Genomic DNA, 21,158 nt, shown 5'->3' with positions numbered 1-21,158 from the left:
TGCACCCGGCCGGCGCGGCGACGGCGGCGGCGGTGCCCCACAGCCTGCTCACCGCACCCCGGGCACCGGCCGACGGGTCACCGGCCCGGTCGGTGAAGAACACGACGTCGCCGTCGATCTCCGAGGCCATCTCCGGTCCGACCTGCAGCATCGAGTACTCGTTCCAGGCACGGTCGCCCAGGTCGAAGCCCATCGCGGTCAACACGGACCCGGAGAAGCTCCTCGGCCCGTAGAGCCGGAACGACTCCGGCTGGAACCGCACGATCGACGCCGTCCGGCCGGGCGCACCGACCTCCCTGCCCACCTGCTCGGCGCGCAGCCGCCACCTGTCGAGCAGCTCCTCCATCTCGCCGGTGCGCTGCACCGCGGCAGCGGTGACCCGGGCCTGTTCGGTCCAGTCGGTGCCGCTGCCGACCGAGAACACGGTCGGGGCGATCCGCGCGAGCTGCGCGTGGAGCGGGGTGTGCCGCGTGGCCGAGCCGATGATCAGGTCGGGCCGCAGCGACGCGACCGCCTCGAGGTCGGGATCGTTGATCGCTCCGGTCGGCCGGGTGCCCGTCAGGCGGTCGGCCAGGTACGGCGGGAACCCGGCCCCGACCGACGACTCACTCGCCCCGACCGGGACGATCCCGAGCGCGACCAGCGCGTCCAGGTGCGGGGAGTCCAGCACCACGACGCGCGACGGCCGCGCCGGCAGCCGCGTCTCACCCATCGCGTGGGTGACCGTGTAGCCGCCTCCCCCGGACGGGGCCGGCTCGGGCGCCGCGGCGCACCCGGCCACCACGAGCAGCAGCGCGGACAGGACCGCAGCGGCCGCCGACGCTCTCAGAGCGTGTTTGGAAATGGTGGGTGTGTCGGGATGGTCGACACGGCTGGGGTGCTCCATCGTGGTCGGCATGCAGGAACGACCGCGCCGGTACCCCTCGGACACCAGTGATGCCCAGTGGGTGGTGATCGAGCCGTTGTTACCGCCGCTCGCGCGGCGGGGGCGGCCTGTTGCTCATGCTCGTCGGGACGTGCTGGACGCGATCTTGTATGTCGTGCGGACCGGGTGTGCCTGGCGGGCGTTGCCGGTGGACTTCCCGCCCTGGCAGACCGTCTACTGGTACTTCAACCAGTGGGAACAGCAGAAGGTCACCGAGAAGATCCTCCCGGTCGTGCGGGGGCAGTTACGTATCGCCGAGGGCCGTGATCCGGAGCCGAGTGCGGGGATCATCGATTCCCAGTCGGTCAAGGGCGCCGACACCGTCGGCCAGGACTCCCGCGGCTACGACGCCGGGAAGAAGACAGGCGGACGGAAACGGTTCATCGTGACCGACACCCTCGGTCTGCTGCTGACCACGATGGTGTGCTCGGCCTCGGTACAGGACCGCGACGGCGCCAAGCCGATCCTGCTCAACCTCTACCTGCGCACCAGGGTGCGGTTCGTCTACGCCGACGCCGGCTTCGCCGGGCGACTGCTCGACTGGGCCGCCACGATCCTGCAGACAACGATCGAGATCATCCGCAAGCCACCCGAGCAGCGCGGATTCACCGTCCTCCCACGAAGGTGGGTGGTCGAACGGACCCTGGCCTGGCTCACCGCACACCGACGCCTGGCCCGAGACTACGAACGCCACCCCACCACATCCGAAGCCATGATCCGCTGGGCCGCGATCAGCACCATCACCCGCCGCATCGCCCGTGGATACCCCGCCACCCGCCAGCAGAAACACACGACACCCTCAACCCACTAGAATTTCCAAACACGCTCTCAGGGATCGGATCTTCGACACGGAGGGAACATACCGGGCACATAAGGGTAGGCATACCTTTTCTGCCGGCTTCTACCGGTCGAGCTGCTCCGCCGCCCATCCGGCGACGACCTCGCGCAGCCGGTCGTGTTGCTTCTTCAGACCGTGATCGCCGTCGAGCAGCACCACCCGCCGGTCGGGACCGTCGGCCGGGACGCCGAACCGGTCGCTGCGGCCCTGCACCACGAGCACCGGCACCCCGGCGCCGTCGAGCTCCGGTGCCCGGGTCCGCTCCGGACGGCCGGGCGGGTGCAGCGGGAAGGCCAGGCACAGCACCGCGGCGGCACCGGCCGTCGTCGCCGTGCGGCAGGCGACGCGCGCACCGGAGCTGCGGCCGCCGACGACCAGCGGCCCGTCGTGGCCGGGCCGCACCGCCGCGACGACGGCGAGCCACGCCTCGTCGAGGTGCCCGGCCGGGGCGGGGGCCCGCCGGCCCGCGACCCGGTAGGGCTGCTCGACCAGGCCGACGTCGAACCCGGCGGCGGTGGCCGCCGCGGTCGCGGTGACCAGGTCGGGGGCGTCGACACCGCCGCCGGCGCCGTGCCCGAGCAGCAGCAGCCCGCGCGGTTGTTCCGCCCGGTGCAGGGTGACCCGGGCCGGTCCGCGCGGGGTGTCGACCTCGCGCGCCCCGGTCACGACAGCAGGTCGAGCTGGATCGGCTCGGTCACCTGGTCGTCGGGGATCCGGTCGAGCAGCTCGGGAGCGTTGTTGCGGACGTTGTTGACCTGCGGCGACACCGGCCGGATCTCGAGGGTGGACACCAGCTCGGGGGTCGGCGGGACGAGCAGCCGGGTGACCCGGTCGTCGCCGGTGCCGCGGTCCGGGTCGAGCCAGTCCGACCAGTCGTCGGGGCGCAGCACGAGCGGCATCCGGTCGTGCACCTGGGCGAGCGGGCCGACCGCCTCGGTGGTGAGCACGCAGGCGGTGACCAGGCCGTCCGGGTACTTCTCGGCGAGCTCGCCGCCGCTGGGCCGCCAGTACTCCCACAGGCCGGCCATCGCCATCGTGGCGTCGTCGGCGTAGTGGGTGAAGTACGGCTGCTTGGTCGGCTTGCCGGTCCCGCCCTGGCTCTTCGGGACGGCGTCGTGGCGCTGCCACTCGTACCAGCCGTCCATCGGGAACAGGCAGCGCCGCGACGCGGCCGCACGGCGGAACGCGGGCTTCTCGGTGATCGTCTCCGACCGGGCGTTCACCATCCGCGCACCCGCCGACGGGTCCTTCGCCCAGAACGGCACCAGGCCCCAGCGGACGGTCCGCAGCGACCGCTCGGTGGTGTCCCGGTCGGGTTCGCCGCTCTCGTCGCGGGGGTGGCGTTCGACCACCACGGTGATGTCCTTGGTCGGCGCCACGTTGTAGTCCGGACGCTGCGAGGACTCCTGCGTCGCGTCGACGGCGTGGAACTCGTCGGCCAGGTCCGCGGGGGCCTTGGTGGAGGCGTAACGGCCGCACATGCATCCCATGCTCCCATGTGGGGAAGGATGGGGGCGTGAGCTACTGGACCGCCCCCACGCCCGGGTCGCCGGTGACCGGCACCGTGACCGTCCCCGGGTCGAAGTCGGTGACCAACCGTGCGCTGCTGCTCGCCGGGCTGTCCGGCGGCGGGGTCCGGGTCGACGGTGCGCCGCCCACCCGCGACACCGCGCTGATGACCGGCGCGCTCACCGCGCTGGGCGTCCCGGTCGTCACCGAGGGCGACACGGTGCGGATCGGCGCGCACGGCGGGCTGCGCGGCGGCACGGCGGCGTTCCCGGCGGAGGTCGACTGCGGGCTGGCCGGGACAGTCATGCGGTTCGTCCCGCCGGCCGCGGCGACGGCGTCGGGTGCGGTCCGCTTCGACGGCGACCCGCGCGCCCGGGAGCGCCCGATAGGCACCGTGCTGGGCGCCCTGCGCGACCTCGGCGCCACCGTGTCCTTCGACGGCGCCGCCGACGCGCTGCCCTTCGTCCTGGACGGGGGCCCGGTCCGGGGTGGCGAGGTCACGATCGACGCGTCGGCGTCGTCGCAGTTCGTGTCCGGGCTGCTGCTGTCCGGGGCGCAGTTCGAGCGCGGGGTGACCGTCCGCCACGACGGGAAGCCGCTGCCCTCGCTGCCGCACATCGCGATGACGGTGGAGATGCTCCGCACCGCCGGGGTGGTCGTCGACGACGGCGAGCCGAACCGCTGGCGGGTCGAGCCCGGCCCGGTCGCGGCGCGGGACTGGACGGTCGAGCCGGACCTGTCGAACGCCGCGGTGTTCCTCGCCGCGGCCGTCGTGACCGGTGGGCGGGTCACCGTGCGCGGCTGGCCCGCCGAGACCACCCAGCCCGGCGTCGACGTGCTGCCGGTGCTGGAGCAGTTCGGCGCGACCGTGTCGCACACCGCCGAGGGGCTGACCGTGACCGGCCCGGACCGGCTCAACGGCGTCGACGTCGACCTGCACGACGCGGGCGAGCTCGCACCCACCGTCGCGGCGATCGCCGCGCTCGCCTCGGGCACCTCGCGGCTGCGCGGGATCGGGCACCTGCGCGGGCACGAGACCGACCGGCTCGCCGCGCTCGCCACCGAGATCACCGCGCTCGGCGGCGCCGTCACCGAGACCGACGACGGGCTGGTCATCGAACCGAAGCCGCTGACCGGGCGCGCCGACCGGCCCTGGGGCGCCTACGCCGACCACCGGATGGCGACCGCGGGCGCGATCATCGGTCTGGTCGTGCCGGGCGTCGAGATCGACGACGTCGCCAGCACCGACAAGACCATCCCGGACTTCCCCGGCCGGTGGGCGGCGCTGGTCGGGAACTGACGTGCCCCGCGACATCAGCAGGCTCGACGAGTCCGACGTCCGCGTCCGCCCGGGACGGCGCGGCAGCCGTCCGCGCAGCAAGCGCCGCCCCGCGCACGCCGACGCGACCCGCGCGATGGTCACCGCCGTCGACCGGGGCCGCTGGACCTGCGCGGTCGACGCCGACCCGAGCCTCCCCCAGGTCGTCGCCATGCGGGCCCGCGAGCTGGGCCGGACGCCGGTCGTCGTCGGGGACCGGGTGGACCTCGTCGGGGACCTGTCCGGCGAGCCGGACACCCTCGCGCGGATCGTGCGGGTCGCCGAGCGCGAGACCGTGCTGCGCCGCACCGCCGACGACACCGACCCCTACGAGCGGATCGTCGTCGCGAACGCGCAGCGGCTGATCGTGGTCACCGCCGTCGCCGACCCGGTGCCGCGCAGCGGGTTCGTCGACCGCTGCCTGGTCGCGGCGTTCGCCGGCGGGCTGCAGCCGGTGCTGTGCCTGACCAAGTCCGACCTCGCCGACCCGGAGCCGTTCGCCGCGCAGTACCGCGAGCTCGGCGTGCCGGTGCTGGTGACCGGACGTTCGGAGTCCGGGCCGCCGACCGGGCTGGACGCGCTGCGCGCGGAGCTGTCCGGGCGGCTGTGCGCGCTCGTCGGACACTCAGGGGTCGGCAAGTCCACGCTGGTCAACGCGATCGTCCCGGCCGCGACCCAGGCCATCGGGCGGGTGTCGGGCGTCGGCAAGGGGCGGCACACGACCACCGCGGCCCTGGCGTTCCCGCACGCCCACGGCTGGGTCGTCGACACCCCGGGGGTCCGGTCGTTCGGGCTCGCGCACGTCAGCGCGGACGACGTCGTCGCCGCGTTCGGCGACCTCGCCGAGGCCATCGAGGACTGCCCGCGCGACTGCGGACACCTCGGGCCGCCCGCCGACCCGGAGTGTGCACTGGACGACCTGGTCGCCTCCGGCGCGCTCGGAGGAGGCAGACTCGACGCGTTGCGCCGCGTGCTGGTGGCGCTGGCGACCGACAGGTTCTGACGGTCCTGACAGTTCCGACGATCACGATGAAGGCCGGGGAGCGGGTAGTGCCGGGACGGCGCGCGATGACGCTGCTGCTGTGCGGGGCGGTGCTGGTACCCGGGCTGTCCGGGTGCTCGTGGCCCGGCTCGTCGGGCGCCACCCCGCCGCCCGCGGTCGCGCCGGCGGCGCTGCCGAAGTACTACGACCCGGCCCCGCTGGTCGCCGACGTGCGGGCTCGCACCCGGCTCGACGGCGGCTCGACGCTGTCGGTGGCGGGCACCTTGACCCACGACGGCACGACCGTCCCGGTGACCGGCGACGGCGCCCTGCGGGTCGACGGGGCCGGGGACGCCCCCGACGTGCGGCTGCTGCTGCGCTCGGGGCCTTCCGGCACGGTCGCCCGGAGCACCGAGATCATCCGGATCGGCGGCCGCACCTGGCTGCGCCCCGGCGACGGCGGCTGGGGCGAGGCCGGGCGGGTCCCGCTGCCACCGGAGCAGATGGCGCACGCGACGCTCGCCGCGAACGTCGCCGCCGGGGTCGACCCGCTGGGGGCGGTGGCCCGCTACCCGGACGCGGTGCTCGTCGCCGACGCCGCCGACGACGCCGTCGACGGCACCCCGGCCGTGCACTACACGCTGGTCGTCGACCTGGTGCGGGCCGTGGCGACCGAGACCGACCCGGCGCGCCGGGCGGCGCTGCAGGCCCAGCAGCGGGCCGGGCTGACCCGGCTGAGCTCGGAGATCTGGGTCGACGCCGAACGCAGGCCGCTGCGCAGCCGGGTCCGCCAGCAGCTCCCCGACGGCGCGGCCCTCGACGTCCTCGTCCGCTACGACGGTTGGGGCGCCCCGATCACCATCGAGCCGCCCGTCCGCGGCTGAGGGCCCCGGCCCTCCGGGTGCCGCTGCGGCGCGACGACGGGCCGTGGCGGCCTCCGATCCGGGCTACGGTGCGATGCATGAGCGAGCGGGTCCGGACCACCGTGGACGACGGCGTCGCCGAGGTGCGGTTCACCCGGCCGGAGCGCCGCAACGCCCTCGACGTCGCCCAGTTCACCGCGATCGTGCACGCCGCGGACGCGCTGCGCGACCGCGCGGACGTCCGCGTCGTGGTGCTGTCGGCGCAGGGGCCGGACTTCTGCGCGGGCCTGGACCGCGACATGTTCCGCGCGATGCGCGCCGGCGAACGGCTCTCGGCCACCGCCGAGCTGCCCCCGCCGCGCGACGGCTCCCCGGCCCGCGCGACCGGGCAGCGCGCCGCGTACGCCTGGACCGAACTGGACGTGCCGGTGATCGCCGCCGTGCAGGGGCACGCGCTGGGCGGCGGACTGCAGATCGCGCTCGGCGCGGACCTGCGGGTCGTCGCCCCCACCGCGACGCTGTCGGTGCTGGAGATCGTCTGGGGCCTGGTGCCCGACATGGGCGGCACGCTGCTGCTGCCGCAGCTGGTCGGGCGCGACGTCGCCCGCGACCTGACCTTCACCGGGCGCACGGTGTCCGGCACCGAGGCCGTCGCGCTGGGGCTCGCGACCCGCACCGCCGAGGACCCGCGGGCCGCCGCGCTGGCGACCGCACGGGAGATCGCCGCCCGCAACCCGTACGCGGTCCGCGCGGCGAAGCGGCTGCTCGCGACGCCCCGTCCGCCCGCCGAGCAGCTCGCCGCCGAGCAGGCCGAGATCGGTGCGCTGATCGCGAGCCCGAACCAGCGCGAGGCCGTCGCCGCGCGGCTGGAGGGCCGCGACCCGGTGTTCGACGACCCCTCCTGAGGACGGGGTCAGCGTCGGTCGAGACGCTCCCGCGCGCGCTCGGCGGCCCGTGCTCGCACCGGGTCGGGCCGGTGGGTCCGGACCGGCTGGGTGTCACGTACCAGGGCCCGCAGCGCGCCGAGGTCACCGCTGATGAGCCCGGCGGTGCGGGCCTGCACGAGCGCGTTGCCGAGCGCGGCGGCCTCCACCGGCCCGGCGACGACCGGGCGGTCGCAGGCGTCGGCGGCGAGGTCGCACAGCAGCTTGTTGCGCGCACCCCCGCCGACCAGATGCACCACCGGAGCGGACCGCCCGGACAGCTCCGCGGCCCGGTCCACGGCGGACCGGTAGGCCAGCGCGAGGCTGTCGAGGACGCACCGCACCACCGCGGCCCGGTCGGCGGGCACCGGCTCCCCGCGTTCGCGGCACGCCTCGGCGATCCGGGCGGGCATGTCGCCGGGCTCGAGGAACCGCGGGTCCCCGGCGTCGACGACGGAGCCGAACGCGGGCCTGCGGCCCGCCTCCGCCAGCAACGCGTCGAGGTCGGGCGCGGCGCCGCCGTCGGCGTCGGTCCAGGTGCGCAGCGACTCCTGCAGCAGCCACAGCCCCATCACGTTGCGCAGGAAGCGCACGGTGGAGTCGACACCCAGCTCGTTGGTGAACCCGGACGTGCGGGCGTCCTCGGTGAGCACCGGCTTCTCCAGCTCCACCCCGACCAGGGACCAGGTGCCGCAGGAGACGTAGGCGAAGTCGTCGCCGGCCGCGGGGACCCCGAGCACCGCCGACGCCGTGTCGTGCGACCCCACTGCGGTGAGCGGGACCGGGCCGGACAGCCCGGTCGTGGCCAGCACCTCCGGCAGCAGCTCTCCGATCCGGTCACCGGGCTCCACCAGCGGCACGAGCAGCCCCGGGTCCAGCCCGAGCCGCACCGCCAGGTCGGTGGACCACCGGCGGGTCCGCGCGTCGAGCAGGCCGGTGGTGGAGGCGTTGGTGACCTCCGCCCCGACCGCGCCGGTCAGCCAGTACCCCAGCAGGTCGGGCACGAGCAGCATCCGCTGCGCGACGGCCAGGGCGGCGCCGCCCTGGCGGGCGGCGAGCTGGAACACCGTGTTGAACGGCAGGTGCTGCAGCCCGTTGACCGCGTACAGCTCCTCCGGGCCGACGACGGCGTGCACCGCGTCCACCCCGGCCCGGTGCGACGGGTCGCGGTAGTGCACCGGGTTGCCGAGCAGCGTGCCGTCGTCGTCGAGCAGGCCGACGTCGACGGCCCAGCCGTCGACGCCGACGCCGTCGAGCCGCCCGGCGGCGCGGCCCGCGGCCCGCAGGCCGTCGAGGACACCGCGGTACAGGTCGAGCACGTCCCAGTGCAGGATGCCGCGCACCCGCACCGGCCGGTTCGCGAACCGGTGCGCCTCGGTGAGGTCGAGAGTCCCCGGCCCCATCCGGACGGTCATGACCCGCCCGCTGGAGGCACCGAGGTCGACCGCGGCGACGGTGCCGGTCCTCATCGCAGGAACGCCGCCGCGACGCCCGAGTCCACCGGCACGTGCAGCCCGGTGGTGCGCGTGAGATCGCCGCCGGTCAGCGCGAACACCGCAGCGGCGACGTGCGACGGGAGCACCTCGCGCTTGAGGATCGTGCGCTGCGCGTAGAACTCGCCCAGCTCCGACTCCTCGACGCCGTAGACGGCCGCACGCTGCGCACCCCAGCCGCCGGCGAAGATCCCGGACCCGCGGACCACACCGTCGGGGTTGATGCCGTTCACCCGGATTCCGTACCCACCGAGCTCGGCGGCCAGCAGGCGGACCTGGTGGGCCTGGTCGGCCTTGGTGGCGCCGTAGGCGACGTTGTTCGGCCCGGCGAACACGGCGTTCTTCGAGGAGATGTAGACGATGTCGCCACCCATCCCCTGGTCGATCATGATCCGGGCGGCTTCGCGGGAGACCAGGAGGCTTATTCAGGGCCCGTGAAATAACGATCTAGCCCGGCGTGTCGGGTTGGGCGACAGCCCGTCCATCGCGAAGATTAATTTGCCGAATCAATCCAAGATGAACGGGTTGTCGCAGTATGTACTATACCACTGGCTTTCGGCGTGATGAGATTCAGGATCTTGCCGCTCTGGTGCATGAGCAGGATCAGCGGAACGCGACTGGCCTGCGACGGCCTTGGCCGCCGATTCTGGGATTGTTCTGGTCGGTGGTGATCACGTTGGCGTATCTGCGCGGGAATCGTGTGCAGTGGGAGTTGGCGGAAACCTACGGGGTGTCGCAGTCGACGGTCAGTCGAGCGATCGCGGGGGTGACACCGTTGCTGGCGCAGGCACTGCGGAGTGTCGTTCCGACGGCGGAGGAGCTTCGTGCCGATCGGCAGTACATCATCGACGGAACCCTACTGCCCTGCTGGTCATGGACCGCCGTACCAGGTCTGTGGTCGGGCAAGCATCGCACCACCGGCGTCGTCGTCCAGGTCGCAGCCACCCTGGAAGGGCAGCTGTCGTGGATCTCCGACCCGACCCCAGGCTCCCGACACGACCTACATTGCCTCGACCAATCCGGCGCCCTCGACCACCTCGCCACATACCCACCGATCGGCGATAAAGGCTACATCGGGCGCGGCATGCTCACCCCGTTCAAAAACAACCCGGCCGGGAACTTCTCGACTGGCAGAAAACATTCAACAAGAGCCTCAACCGCACACGCGCCACCATCGAGCGAGTCATCGCCCATATCAAAACGTGGAAAGTTCTCCACACAGACTACCGCCGACCCTACGCCACATTTAAAACGACGATCTCGGCAGTCATCGGACTCATCTTCTACGCACTTACCTGACGGAGCCTGAATAAGCCTCCAGGAAGGAACCCTTGGCCATCACGTCGTGCTGGAGGTCCCAGTCGGCCTCCGTGGTCTCCAGCAGCGGCTTGGAGATCGACAGCCCGGCGTTGTTGACGACGAGGTCGACGCCGCCGAAGGCCAGCGCAGCCTCGGCGAACGCGGCGGCGACGCCGTCGGCGGAGGACACGTCGGCGGCCACCCCGATCGCGACGTCGGTGCCGCCGAGCTCCGCGGCGGCGTCGGTGGCCTTCTGCAGGTCGAGATCCGCGACGACGACGCAGGCACCCTCGGCGGCCAGCCGCGCGGCGACGGCCTTCCCGATCCCGGACGCCGCGCCGGTGACCAGCGCGACCCGGGTCGCCAGCGGCTTCGGCCTGGGCATCCGGGCGAGCTTGGCCTCCTCCAGGGCCCAGTACTCGATGCGGAACTTCTCGGACTCGTCGATCGGGGCGTAGCGGGAGACGGCCTCGGCACCGCGCATCACGTTGATCGCGTTGACGTAGAACTCGCCGGCGACCCGTGCGGTCTGCTTGTTCGCGCCGAAGGAGAACATCCCGACGCCCGGGACCAGCACGATCGCCGGGTCTGCGCCGCGGATCGCGGGCGAGTCGGCGTCGGCGTGCCGGTCGTAGTAGGCGCGGTAGTCCTCGCGGTAGACCGCGTGCAGCTCGCGCAGCCGCGCCGCGCACTCCTCGACCGTCGCCGACGGCGGCAGGTCGAGCACCAGCGGCGTCACCTTGGTGCGCAGGAAGTGGTCCGGGCAGGAGGTGCCCAGCCCGGCCAACGGCGCGAGCTTCTCCCGGGACAGGAAGTCCAGCACGACCTCGGAGTCGGTGAAGTGTCCGACCTGGGGCCGGTCGGTGGAGGCCAGCCCACGGACCACCGGGGCGAGTGCGGCGGCCCGGGCGCGCCGCTGCTCCGGCGGCAGCGGCTCGTGGCCGGGACGGACGGCGCCGAACGGCTCCGCGACCCCGCGGGAGTCCAGGTACTCCTGCGCGGTGCGGATGATCTCCCGGGAGTGCGCCTCGCAGGACGCGGCGTCCTCACCCCAGGCGGTGATGCCGTGCCCGCCGAGGATCACCCCGATCGCCTGCGGGTTCGCCTCGGCGACGGCGGCGATGTCGAGCCCGAGCTGGAACCCGGGGCGGCGCCACGGCACCCACAGCACGCGGTCGCCGAAGATCTCCTTGGTCAGTGCCTCGCCGTCGGCGGCGCAGGCGATCGCGATGCCGGCATCGGGGTGCAGGTGGTCGACGTGCGGTGCGGTGACCAGACCGTGCATCGCGGTGTCGATCGACGGCGCCGCCCCGCCCCGCCCGTGCAGGCAGTAGTCGAACGCGGCGACCATCTCGTCCTCGCGCTCGACGCCCGGGTAGACCTCCACCAGCGAGCGCAGCCGGTCCAGCCGCAACGCCGCCAGGCCGGCCTCGGTGAGCGTGCCGAGGTCGCCACCGGAGCCCTTGACCCAGAGGAGCTCGACGTCGCCGCCGGTGACCGGGTCGGTGGCGGTGCCCTTGGCGGAGGTGTTGCCGCCGGCGTAGTTCGTGGTGCCCGGGTCGGCCCCGAGGCTGTTCGAGCGGGCGATCAGGTCGGCGACGACGGGGTGCGTGGTCATGGTCTCCTCGTTCGGGGTCGGGTCGGCGGCGGTCATCAGGCGCCCCAGGACGCCTGCTCGCCACCGACGCGGGTCGCGGCGAGGTGCTGGTCGTGACCGGAGGCGCGGTAGGCCACGAACGGGTCGACGGGTAGGCCGCGGGCCTCGCGGAACCCGGCGAGCAGCGGGCGGACGTCGGCGGTGAACGCGTCGACGAGCACCTGGTGGGCGCCGAGGACGTCACCGGCGGCCTGGGCCTCGCGCAGCGCGGTGCGGTCGACGAGCAGCGCCCTCGCGGTGGCCTCCTGCACGTTGAGCACCGAGCGGATCTGGCCCTGGATCTTGGGCTCGATGTTGTGGCACTGGTCGAGCATGAAGTTCACGCCCTGACCGCTCAGGGCGTCGTTGCCGACGATCTCGTTCATGATCCGGAACAGCTGGAACGGGTCCGCGGCGCCGACGATCAGGTCGTCGTCGGCGTAGTTGCGGGAGTTGAAGTCGAACGCGCCCAGCCGCCCGGCGCGCAGCAGCTGCACGACGATGAACTCGATGTTGGTGTTCGGCGCGTGGTGGCCGGTGTCGAGCACGACCTGGGCGCGGTCCCCCAGCGCCAGGCAGTGCAGCAGCGAGGTGCCCCAGTCCGGCACGTCGGTCGTGTAGAAGTACGGCTCGAAGAACTTGTACTCCAGCAGCAGCCGCATGTCCGGGTCGAGCAGCGCGTAGATCTCCGACAGCGACTCGGCGAGGCGGTCCTGGCGGGCGCGGATGTCGTCCTGGCCCGCGTAGTTGGTGCCGTCGGGCAGCCACAGCTTCAGGTCGGTCGACCCGGTGGCGCGCATGACCTCGACGCACTCGGCGTGGTGGGCGATCGCCTTCTTGCGGACCAGCGGGTCCGGGTGGGTCAGCGAGCCCAGGCGGTAGTCGTCGTCCTGGAAGAGGTTGGAGTTGACCGCGCCGATGCGCACACCGGAGTCGGCGGCGTGCGCGGACAGCGCGGCGTAGTCCTCGACCCGGTCCCACGGGATGTGCAGCGAGACCCGCGGGGCCAGCCCGGTGAAGCGGTGCACCGTCGCGGCGTCGGACACCTTCTCGAACGGGTTCCGCGCGGTGCCCGGCTGCCCGAACACCTTGAACCGGGTGCCCGAGTTCCCGAACGCCCAGCTCGGCAGCTCGATCGTCTGCGCGGACAACGCGGACAGGACCGTCTCGGACGGCGTCATCGGTGATCACCCCGGTGTGTTCGACACGAGACCACCTCATGGTGGCCGCGAATTGAAACGAATCAATGTCAGAGCGACACCGTACGGTTGCGGCGAGGATCCGGTCAACCCGAGTCTCGCATCGACCACGAAACGTCGTGCTCGTAGGCCCTTGCTTGCCGTCGGTGCGCTGTGTCACACTGCGCCGACCGCAGGAATGAAACGGTTCATTGTTGCGGCGGATCGAGGGGGATTCCGGTGGCCGAGCGCGTGTGCTTCCTGATGCACCTGCGGCCCGAGCGGGTCGACGAGTACCTGACCGCACACCGCGAGGTGTGGCCGGAGATGCTCGACGCCCTGCGCCGGCACGGCTGGCGGGACTACTCGCTGTTCGTGAAGCCCGAGGCCGCACTCGTCGTCGGCGTCGTCGTCTGCGACGACTTCGCGGCCGCACTGGCCGGCATGGACGGCGAGCCGGTCAACGCGCGCTGGCAGGCCGCGATGGCCCCCCTCGTCTCCACCGGCGACGGCACCCGCCCCGACCAGGGGCTGGACCGTCTCACCGAGTACTTCCACCTCGACTGACCCCGACCCACCTTCCGACCCCTGAGAGGGCTGCGACGATGCGAATCGGAAGCACGAGCACCACCGGATGGAAGGCGACGGCCGCCGTCGCCATGTCCAACTACATCGAGGCCGGTGCGATCATCGCCATCGCCACCAGCCTCTCCCTCTGGCAGGACGCCTTCGGCATCGACGACTTCGCCGTCGGACTGCTCGCCGCGTTCAGTGCCAACGCCTTCGGCGCGGCCATCGGAGCCGCGATCGGTGGGCCGCTCTGCGACCGCTACGGCCGCAAGTTCATCTACACCTACGACCTCGTGGTGTTCATGGTCGGCGTCCTGATCGCGACGTTCGCGGTCAGCTTCCCGATGCTGCTCGCCGCGTTCCTGATCACCGGCATCGCGGTCGGGGCAGGTGCCCCGGCGTCGTGGACCTACATCGCCGAGGAGGCACCCGCGCACGAGCGCGCCAAGCACGTCGGCGCGGCCCAGCTCGCGTGGTCAGCCGGTCCGGTCGTGGGGTTCCTGCTCGCCGTGGTGCTCACCGCCCCGCTCGGGCTGCTCGGGGCGCGCCTGGTCTTCTTCCACCTGTTCCTGGTGGCGGCCGTGGTCTGGTGGATCCGGCGGGGCCTGAGCGAGTCGACGCTGTGGAAGGCCGCCCGTGCCTCCGAGGGCGGCACGCCGGCGCCGCGCCGCGGCCTGCGGGAGCTGTTCTCGCGCGGCACCAACATCAAGGCCCTCGCCTTCCTGTTCGGCATCTACGGGTTCTGGGGGATCGTGGCCGGCCAGATGGGCATCTTCATGCCCCGCGTCTACGAGACCGCCGGTGTCCAGAGCGAGGTCGAGCAGAACCTGCTCCAGGTGCTCCTCTGGACGTGCACGCTGCTCGCGACCTACTTCGGCTTCCAGCGCTACGCCGACCGGATGAGCCGTCGGACGTTGTACGTCATCGGCGCGGTGCTGGGGGTGTTCGCGTGGGTCCTGCTGGTCTTCGCCGACGCGACGCTGCCCGTGCTGCTCCTCTTCGCGGTCTCCTGGGGTGTGTCCGCGGGAATCGGCGCCCAGGCGTTCTACGCCCTGTGGACCAGCGAGCTCTTCGCCACGCCGTACCGGGCCAGTGCCCAGGGCGTGCTGTTCTTCGCGGCGCGCGTGTCGATCGGTCTCCTGAGCTACTTCTTCCCGGTCATGCTCGCCACGAGCGGTGTCCCCGCGGTCGGGCTGCTGATGATCGGGCTGCTCCTGCTGTCCCTGGTGGTCGGCGCGGTCTGGTCCCCCGACACCCGCGGGAAGACGCTGAGCCTTTCCCAACCTGTTTGTGCTGGTCAGGGGTGTGAGGTGCGTGGCTTGTCGTGAGATGGGTGGGGCTCCTGGTAGACGGATAGCTGTCGCGCCACCGCCTACCGAGGAGCCCCGCGTGTTGTCCTACCCATCCGGGATGTCGATGTCCACTCGCACGGTTCGTGTCCTGGCCGGGCTGCTGCGCGGACATCGTCGCCGGATCGGGACCCGGTGGCGGCTCCTGACCCCGGCCCGCCAAGCCCTGCTCGTGCTCGCGCACCTACGTAAGGGCGAGACCTACACCGACCTGGCCAGCGGATTCAGAGTCGGGAAGTCCACGGTGTCCCGGTATGTCGCCGAGGCGATCGGGCTGCTCGCCGCGCTCGCCCCGACCCTGGAGCAGGCCATCACGGTCGCGGCCGGGAAGGCGTTCGTGATCCTGGACGGGACGCTGCTGCGTATCGACCGGGTCGGCATGGGCTCGGGCTATGACAGGGCGTTCTATAGCGGGAAGCACAAGTGTCACGGGCTGAATGTGCAGGTCATCGCCGACCCCGCGGGTCGGCTGGTGTGGATCTCCCCGCCGCTACCGGGGGCACGGCACGACATGGGCGCTGCCCGGATCCACGGGATCATCGACGCGGTCAACACCACCGGGGTGCGGGCGGTCGCTGACACCGCCTACCAGGGCGGCGGTCCCGCGATCACCGTCCCGCACCGACGCCGACGCCGCGATCTCGACACCGGCCGGTACCGGCCCCTGTCAGCGAATCAGAAGGCCGTCAACGCCGCTCACGCCCGACGGCGGGCACCGGGTGAGCGGGTCAACGCCGAGCTGAAGAACTGGAAGATCCTCCGCAAGATCCGCTCCAGCCCCTCCCAGGCTGCTCAGCTCGTCGCAGCGATCCAGACCCTCATGATCACCACCGCCTGACCAGCACAAACAGGTTGGGAAAGGCTCGCTGACCCAGCTCGAGATCGAGCGCTACGGCGAGGTCCTCTCCGACACCGTCACCCGACCGGCCACGGACCGCGCCGGATCCCCCGGCGCGTAACCGGGCCCGCCCCGGTGGGTGCGGAGGGCCACCGTGCGCGACGGCTACCGTGGGCGGGTACCCCAGGTCGGCCGGAGGGTGGTCCGTGGCCAGCATCAAGGACGTCGCGCGTCTGGCCGGCGTCTCGCTCGGCACGGTCAGCAACGTCCTGAACCGGCCCGAGCGGGTCGGCGCGGAGCGCCGGGCACGGGTCGAGCGGGCCATCGAGGAGCTCGGGTTCGTGCGCAGCGAGCCGGCCCGGCAGCTGCGCGCCGGGATGAGCCGCACCGTGGCCGTCGTCGTCCTCGACGTCACCAACCCGTTCTTCGGCGAGATCGTCGAGGGCGCGGAGGAGGTCGCCGAGGCCCATCACGCGCAGGTGGTGGTCTGCAACAGCGCCGGTGACCCCGCGCGGGAGGCCCGCCACCTCGACCGGCTCCTGCAGCAGCAGGTCGGCGGCATCCTGCTCTCCCCGGTGCACGAGGTCGCCGGCGCCGCCCAGCTCGCGTCACGCCGGTCCCGTCCGCCGGTGGTGTTCGTCGACCGGGTGCCCTCGGGGTGGGGGTTCGCCTCCGTCGCCGTCGACGACGTCCGAGGTGGTGCCCTGGTCGGGGAGCTGCTCAGCGACACCCGGCACGAACGCATCGCCTTCGCCGGTGGTCCGTCGGGGTTGCGCCAGGTCGTCGACCGGCTGCACGGGTTGCGGTCGGCGTTCCGCGGCCGCGAGCCGGTGCACGTGGTCGACGTCGACGAGCTCACCATCCGAACCGGCGCACGCGTCCTGGACGATCTGCTCGCGCTGCCGACCGCGAGCCGCCCGACCGCGGTGTTCTGTGCCAACGACCTGCTGGCCATCGGGGTGCTCAACGCCTGTGTGCGCCGCGGCGTCGCCGTCCCGGACGAGCTGTCGGTCGTCGGCTACGACGACATCTCCTTCGCCGAGACCGCGAGCGTCCCGCTCACCACCGTCGCCCAGCCCGCGCGCCGGCTCGGGGTCGAGGCCGCGCAGCTGCTGCTCGGCGGCGAGCAGCGCAGCGTCGTGTTCTCCCCCGAGCTGGTGGTGCGGTCCTCCACGCGACCCGCACCCGCAGGCTGAGGGCTCAGCCCAGCTCGACCAGGAACGGCAGCTCGGTGCCGTCGTACCAGGCGAGCTCGTGGTCCTCGGCCTCGCCGACGAGGAACTCGGCGTCCATGTCGCCCAGGTCGGCCTTGTCGACCGCACCGGCCGCCTCCCGGACGGCGTGCTCGGCCTCCGGCAGGTCGACGTGCACGGCGGCGATCTTCGACAGCGGCACCGGGCCGGTCACCCGGACCGCGCCGTCGTCGAGGTCTGGGCGCAGGGTGACGTCGTCGGTGTCGGCGGACACCACGACCCGGCGGGCGGGGGTGTCGTTCTCGCCCAGGCCGAACTCGACCGCGAGCAGCCGCAGCGACGCCCGCGCCGCCTCGTTCATCGCGGCGTACTCGAGCTCCTCGTCGTCACCCGCGGTGTAGGACTCGCGCAGCTTCGGGGTGAGTGCGAACGCGGTGCCGCCGAGCGGCTCGAAGTTCCCGGTCTTCACGGCGCGGGCCAGCATCGGCCAGGTTGCGGGGAGGTAGATCCTCAACGGTGCTCTCCTCTGACGGGGCTCACCCCGACTGTCGCAGTGTCTCGAGGAGCTCCTCGACCGACTCGTCCACCATCCCGGCCAGCACGTCCAGGTCGCCCATGGCGTCCCGGTCCCCGTTCAGGCCGTAGTAGACACCGCCGTCGTAGCTGGTCAGGCCGATGGAGACGGCCTGGCCCTTCGCCAGCGGGACCACCGGGAACATCTCCAGCATCCGCGCCCCGGCCGCGTAGAGCGGGAACTGCGGCCCGGGGACGTTGGTGACGACCAGGTTGAAGAAGTGCCGTGCCATGCCGTTCGCGGCGCGGGCACCGACGGCGTGCAGCGTCGGCGGGGCGAACCCGCCGATCCGGACCAGGGTGTCGGCACCGACGGCGTCGCCGGTGTCGGTGTGCTCGCGCATCTGGTGGGTGACCTGGTGCAGCCGCACCAGCGGGCTCGGCTCGCCGACGGGCAGGTCCACCAGGAACGAGGCCACCCGGTTCCCGAGCGACCCGCCGGCCGCCGAGCTGGGCACGTCGCCCTCGCCGCGCACCGACAACGGCACCAGCGCCCGCACCGACGACGACCCGGCGACCGGCTCGCCGCGTGACATCAGCCAGGTCCGCAGGGCACCGGCGATCACGGCGAGCACCACGTCGTTGACGTCGCAGCCGTAGGCGGCGCGGACCTTGCGGTAGTCCTCCAGGTCGGTGCGGGCCAGCGCGAACCGGCGCTGGGTGGAGATCTCGGCGTTCAGTGGCAGCCCCGGCGCGCGACGACCCGCGGTCCGGGCCATGTTCAGGACCTTGCCCGCGGCCCCGGCGAGCTTGCCGACGGTGGCCAGCGCGTCCCCCGCGGCGACCCGCACGTTGTCCACGATCTCGGTGGGGCGGGTGACGGCCTCGGAGATCGCGTCGAGCACCAGCTGCCCGTCGGTCGGCTCGGGGCGCGGCATCCACAGCTCGTCCGGGGTGGCCCGCGGCTCGGCGGAGACGTCGAGGATGACCTGGCCGATGTCGATCGCGGAGATCCCGTCGACCATCGCCTGGTGGGTCTTGGTGAGGATCGCGACCCGGCCGGTGTCGCCGTCCCCGGCGGGGCCGAGCCCCTCGATGAGGTACATCTCCCACAGCGGACGGGTGTGGTCCAGCGGCCGGGACATCAGCCGTCCGACCAGGTCGGTCAGCTGGTCCTCGCTGCCCGGACGGGGCAGCGCCGAGCGCCGCACGTGGTAGGCGATGTCGAACTCCGGGTCGTCCACCCACACCGGACGCGCGAGGTTGGCCGGGACGTGGCGCACCTTCTGCCGGTAGCGCGGCACCAGCGCGATCCGCTGCTCGATCAACTCGACCAGGCGGTCGTAGTCGAACCCGTCGTCCGCGCGCTCGAAGACGGCGACCCCGCCGACGTGCATCGGGGTGGTCGCCTCCTCCAGGTACAGGAAGGACGCGTCGAGTGCGGAGAGCCGGGACGGCATGGCCGCGATCCTACGTGCGACGCTTCTCCCCGTGAGCGATGCAGGTGCGGTCTCCCCGAAGGACCGGTTCATCACGGTCTACGGCCGCAAGCCCGTCCTGGAGGCGCTGGCCGACCCCGACCTGGAGGTCGACAAGGTCGTGCTGGCCGACACGGTGCGCGGTGGCGGCGAACGCGAGATCACCGCGGCCGCCCGCGACCGCGGGGTGCCGGTGCAGCGTGCGACCGCGCAGCGGGTGAAGGTGCTGGCCGGCAACGGGCGCCACGACCAGGGTGTGCTGGCCGACGTCGTCGCCCCGCGGATGTCGCCGCTGGAGCACTTCCTGTCCGACCTGGGCACCAGGCGGCCGGCGTCGGTGCTGGTCCTCGACGCCGTCACCAACCCGTCGAACGTCGGGATGATCCTGCGCAGCGCGACGGCCGCCGGTCTGGACGGCGTGCTCCTGCCCCGCCGCGGGGTGCCCGCCATCGACCCGCTGGTGATCAAGGCCTCGGCCGGGGTGGCGTTCGCCGCGCCCGTGCTGCGCTGCGCCACCGCCGCCGAGGGCGTCGACCTCATGCACGCGGCCGGGTTCGGCGTGTTCGGCCTCGACGCCGGCGGCGACTCGCTGCTGGAGGCGTCGCTCCCGCCCCGGGTCGCCCTGGTGCTGGGCAACGAGACCGACGGCCTGACCGAGGACGTCCGCTCCCGGCTCGACGGGATCCTCTCGCTGCCGATGTACGGCGGGGTCGAGTCGCTCAACGTCGCCTCCGCCGGTGCCGTCGCCGCCTACGAGCTGCTGCGCCGACGCTGAGCGGTCACCTAGTGTCGGGGCGATGGTGCGCCGTCGCATTCCCCGCCCGTCCGAGCTCGCGCCGCTGCTGCGGCCCGCCCCGTTCACCCTGGACCGCACGGCGGCCCGGCTGGCCCGCGCGTCGAGCATCGGGGACCTGCGCGAGCTGGCCCGGCGGCGGGCGCCGCGGGCGGTGTTCGACTACACCGACGGGGCCGCCGAGGACGAGGTGAGCCTGCGCCGGGCCCGCGAGGTGTGGGCCTCGGTGGAGTTCTCGCCGACCGTGCTCACCGACGTCTCCCGGGTGGACACCGGCCGGGACGTCCTCGGCGGGCGCTCGTCGCTGCCGTTCGCGCTGGCCCCGACCGGCTTCACCCGCATGATGCACACCGAGGGCGAGCGCGCGGTCGCCGCCGTCGCCGCCCGGGCCGGGATCCCCTACGCCCTCTCGACCATGGGCTCCACGACGATCGAGGGCGTCGCCGAGGCGGGGCGCGGCGGGCGGCACTGGTTCCAGCTCTACCTGTGGCGTGACCGATCGGTCGCCCACGAGCTCGTCTCCCGGGCACGCGAGGCCGGCTACGACACGCTCCTGCTCACGGTGGACACTCCGGTCGGCGGCAACCGGCGCCGCGACGCGCGCAACGGCCTGTCCATTCCGCCCGCGCTGTCGCTGCGGACCTTCGTCGACGGTGCCCGCCACCCCCGCTGGTGGTTCGACCTGCTCACCACCGAGCCGCTGACGTTCGAGTCGCTCGCCGCGGGCGACGGCAGCCCGTACGAGGTGATCAACCGGGTGTTCGACCCGGCCCTCACCCTCGACGACGTCACCTGGCTGCGCGGCGCCTGGCCCGGGAAGCTTGTGGTCAAGGGCATCCAGTCGGTCACCGACGCCCGCCGCGTCACCGACGCGGGCGCCGACGGCGTGCTGCTGTCCAACCACGGCGGACGCCAGCTGGACCGCGCCCCGGTGCCCGCCGAGCTGATCGAGCCGGTGGTGCAGGAGCTGGGCGACGACGCGGAGGTCCTGGTGGACACCGGGATCACCCACGGCGGCGACGTCGTCGCGGCGGTCGCGCTCGGCGCCCGCGCGGCGCTGGTCGGCCGCGCCTACCTGTACGGGCTGATGGCCGGGGGCGAGGCCGGGGCGGCGCGCGCCGTGGAGATCCTGCGGGCCGAGGTGGAGCGCACGATGCAGCTGCTCGGCGTCACCCGGGTCGACGACCTCCGCCCGGAGCACGCACGGCTCCGCTCGTCGACCAGCGGCCACCATCACCCGAACGAGCGACGTCCCGGCGCTGCGCCCCGGCGCTGACCGGGCCAGCATGGGGCGCATGGGTTTCCTGGACAAGGCCAAGGAACTGCTCGGCCAGCACGACGACAAGGTCGACCAGGCGCTGAACAAGGCCGGTGACGCGGCGAAGCAGAAGTACGCCGGTCACGACGGCCAGATCGACGCGGCGACGAAGTTCGCCGGGAGAAGACCGGCACCGGCGACA

Annotated in this window: 18 protein-coding genes and 4 pseudogenes; 13 read left to right on the top strand and 9 right to left on the bottom strand. The window is 73.0% G+C overall.

All coding sequences use genetic code 11. The annotated features are described in order from the left end of the window. Window positions 1-88: 88 nt before the first annotated feature. Window positions 89-712 (bottom strand): annotated as a pseudogene (locus KPL57_RS24105) (ABC transporter substrate-binding protein); the annotation flags it as partial. Window positions 713-842: 130 nt separating this feature from the next. On the opposite strand from KPL57_RS24105, the gene KPL57_RS24100 reads away from it, so the two are divergent. Continuing rightward, a complete protein-coding gene (locus KPL57_RS24100) occupies window positions 843-1,736 on the top strand; it encodes an IS5 family transposase (protein ID WP_226353277.1) in 894 nt (297 codons plus the stop codon). 90 nt (window positions 1,737-1,826) lie between these two features. Here KPL57_RS24100 and KPL57_RS24095 read toward each other — a convergent pair whose 3' ends face one another. Then, window positions 1,827-2,429: an alpha/beta family hydrolase gene (locus KPL57_RS24095; RefSeq protein ID WP_226353276.1), complete on the bottom strand. Its 603-nt coding sequence runs from the start codon at window positions 2,427-2,429 to the stop codon at window positions 1,827-1,829. Then, window positions 2,426-3,244: an SOS response-associated peptidase gene (locus KPL57_RS24090; protein ID WP_226353275.1), complete on the bottom strand. Its 819-nt coding sequence runs from the start codon at window positions 3,242-3,244 to the stop codon at window positions 2,426-2,428. Before KPL57_RS24090 ends, KPL57_RS24095 begins: the two co-directional genes overlap by 4 nt. Window positions 3,245-3,279: 35 nt before the next feature. On the opposite strand from KPL57_RS24090, the gene aroA reads away from it, so the two are divergent. From aroA to KPL57_RS24070, 4 genes are all read left to right on the top strand, one after another. Beyond that, complete coding sequence (gene aroA / locus KPL57_RS24085; RefSeq protein WP_226353274.1) at window positions 3,280-4,572, top strand: 3-phosphoshikimate 1-carboxyvinyltransferase; 1,293 nt, start codon at window positions 3,280-3,282, stop codon at window positions 4,570-4,572. Between the two features lies 1 nt (window position 4,573). Beyond that, a complete protein-coding gene (rsgA, locus tag KPL57_RS24080; protein ID WP_226353273.1) occupies window positions 4,574-5,593 on the top strand; it encodes a ribosome small subunit-dependent GTPase A in 1,020 nt (339 codons plus the stop codon). A 65-nt stretch (window positions 5,594-5,658) separates the two neighbouring features. Further along, on the top strand, window positions 5,659-6,456 hold the full coding sequence (locus tag KPL57_RS24075; RefSeq protein ID WP_226353272.1) for a hypothetical protein: 798 nt from the start codon (window positions 5,659-5,661) through the stop codon (window positions 6,454-6,456). Window positions 6,457-6,533: 77 nt separating this feature from the next. Beyond that, on the top strand, window positions 6,534-7,340 hold the full coding sequence (locus KPL57_RS24070; protein WP_226353271.1) for a crotonase/enoyl-CoA hydratase family protein: 807 nt from the start codon (window positions 6,534-6,536) through the stop codon (window positions 7,338-7,340). 8 nt (window positions 7,341-7,348) lie between these two features. On the opposite strand, the gene KPL57_RS24065 is transcribed toward KPL57_RS24070, so the two are convergent. Together KPL57_RS24065 and KPL57_RS24060 are read right to left on the bottom strand one after the other, a co-directional pair. Further along, entirely contained in the window at window positions 7,349-8,827 is a 1,479-nt protein-coding gene (locus KPL57_RS24065) for a rhamnulokinase family protein (protein ID WP_226353270.1), read from the bottom strand. After that, a pseudogene (locus KPL57_RS24060) lies at window positions 8,824-9,273 on the bottom strand (SDR family oxidoreductase); the annotation flags it as partial. The pseudogene KPL57_RS24060 and the gene KPL57_RS24065, both read right to left, overlap by 4 nt. 113 nt (window positions 9,274-9,386) lie before the next feature. Between KPL57_RS24060 and KPL57_RS24055 the strand changes: the two are divergent. Further along, a pseudogene (locus tag KPL57_RS24055) lies at window positions 9,387-10,150 on the top strand (transposase family protein). A 13-nt stretch (window positions 10,151-10,163) separates the two neighbouring features. Here KPL57_RS24055 and rhaD read toward each other — a convergent pair. Together rhaD and rhaI are read right to left on the bottom strand one after the other, a co-directional pair. Continuing rightward, a pseudogene (rhaD, locus tag KPL57_RS24050) lies at window positions 10,164-11,768 on the bottom strand (bifunctional rhamnulose-1-phosphate aldolase/short-chain dehydrogenase); the annotation flags it as partial. Window positions 11,769-11,803: 35 nt separating this feature from the next. Next, window positions 11,804-12,967, bottom strand: coding sequence for an L-rhamnose isomerase (gene rhaI / locus KPL57_RS24045; protein ID WP_226353269.1), 1,164 nt, complete (start codon window positions 12,965-12,967; stop codon window positions 11,804-11,806). Window positions 12,968-13,204: 237 nt separating this feature from the next. On the opposite strand from rhaI, the gene KPL57_RS24040 reads away from it, so the two are divergent. From KPL57_RS24040 to KPL57_RS24025, 4 genes are all read left to right on the top strand, one after another. Further along, on the top strand, window positions 13,205-13,531 hold the full coding sequence (locus tag KPL57_RS24040; RefSeq protein WP_308187854.1) for an L-rhamnose mutarotase: 327 nt from the start codon (window positions 13,205-13,207) through the stop codon (window positions 13,529-13,531). 38 nt (window positions 13,532-13,569) lie between these two features. Further along, entirely contained in the window at window positions 13,570-14,862 is a 1,293-nt protein-coding gene (locus tag KPL57_RS24035) for an MFS transporter (protein ID WP_226353268.1), read from the top strand. A gap of 61 nt (window positions 14,863-14,923) precedes the next feature. Further along, window positions 14,924-15,721 carry a transposase family protein gene (locus tag KPL57_RS24030; protein ID WP_226351139.1) on the top strand — a complete coding sequence of 266 codons (798 nt, stop codon included), beginning with the start codon at window positions 14,924-14,926 and terminating at the stop codon, window positions 15,719-15,721. A gap of 206 nt (window positions 15,722-15,927) precedes the next feature. Further along, the gene (locus KPL57_RS24025) at window positions 15,928-16,917 is read left to right on the top strand and encodes a LacI family DNA-binding transcriptional regulator (RefSeq protein ID WP_226353267.1); all 990 of its coding nucleotides are present in this window, start codon (window positions 15,928-15,930) and stop codon (window positions 16,915-16,917) included. A 4-nt stretch (window positions 16,918-16,921) separates the two neighbouring features. Here KPL57_RS24025 and KPL57_RS24020 read toward each other — a convergent pair whose 3' ends face one another. Next, the gene (locus KPL57_RS24020; RefSeq protein WP_043276975.1) at window positions 16,922-17,428 is read right to left on the bottom strand and encodes a hypothetical protein; all 507 of its coding nucleotides are present in this window, start codon (window positions 17,426-17,428) and stop codon (window positions 16,922-16,924) included. Window positions 17,429-17,450: 22 nt separating this feature from the next. Next, a complete protein-coding gene (locus tag KPL57_RS24015; RefSeq protein WP_226353266.1) occupies window positions 17,451-18,887 on the bottom strand; it encodes a wax ester/triacylglycerol synthase family O-acyltransferase in 1,437 nt (478 codons plus the stop codon). On the opposite strand from KPL57_RS24015, the gene KPL57_RS24010 reads away from it, so the two are divergent. From KPL57_RS24010 to KPL57_RS24000, 3 genes are all read left to right on the top strand, one after another. Further along, complete coding sequence (locus KPL57_RS24010; RefSeq protein WP_075310372.1) at window positions 18,886-19,680, top strand: RNA methyltransferase; 795 nt, start codon at window positions 18,886-18,888, stop codon at window positions 19,678-19,680. The two genes, KPL57_RS24015 and KPL57_RS24010, sit on opposite strands and share 2 nt — an antisense overlap. Before the next feature lie 22 nt (window positions 19,681-19,702). Beyond that, window positions 19,703-20,974 (top strand): alpha-hydroxy acid oxidase, encoded by a 1,272-nt coding sequence (locus KPL57_RS24005; RefSeq protein WP_226353265.1) that lies wholly within the window; start codon window positions 19,703-19,705, stop codon window positions 20,972-20,974. 10 nt (window positions 20,975-20,984) lie between these two features. Continuing rightward, the coding region (locus KPL57_RS24000) for an antitoxin (protein WP_308252984.1) at window positions 20,985-21,158 on the top strand (174 nt) is incomplete at its 3' end.

Source organism: Pseudonocardia sp. ICBG601 (assembly GCF_020496245.1).
This window is presented reverse-complemented; position numbering and strand designations above follow the sequence as displayed.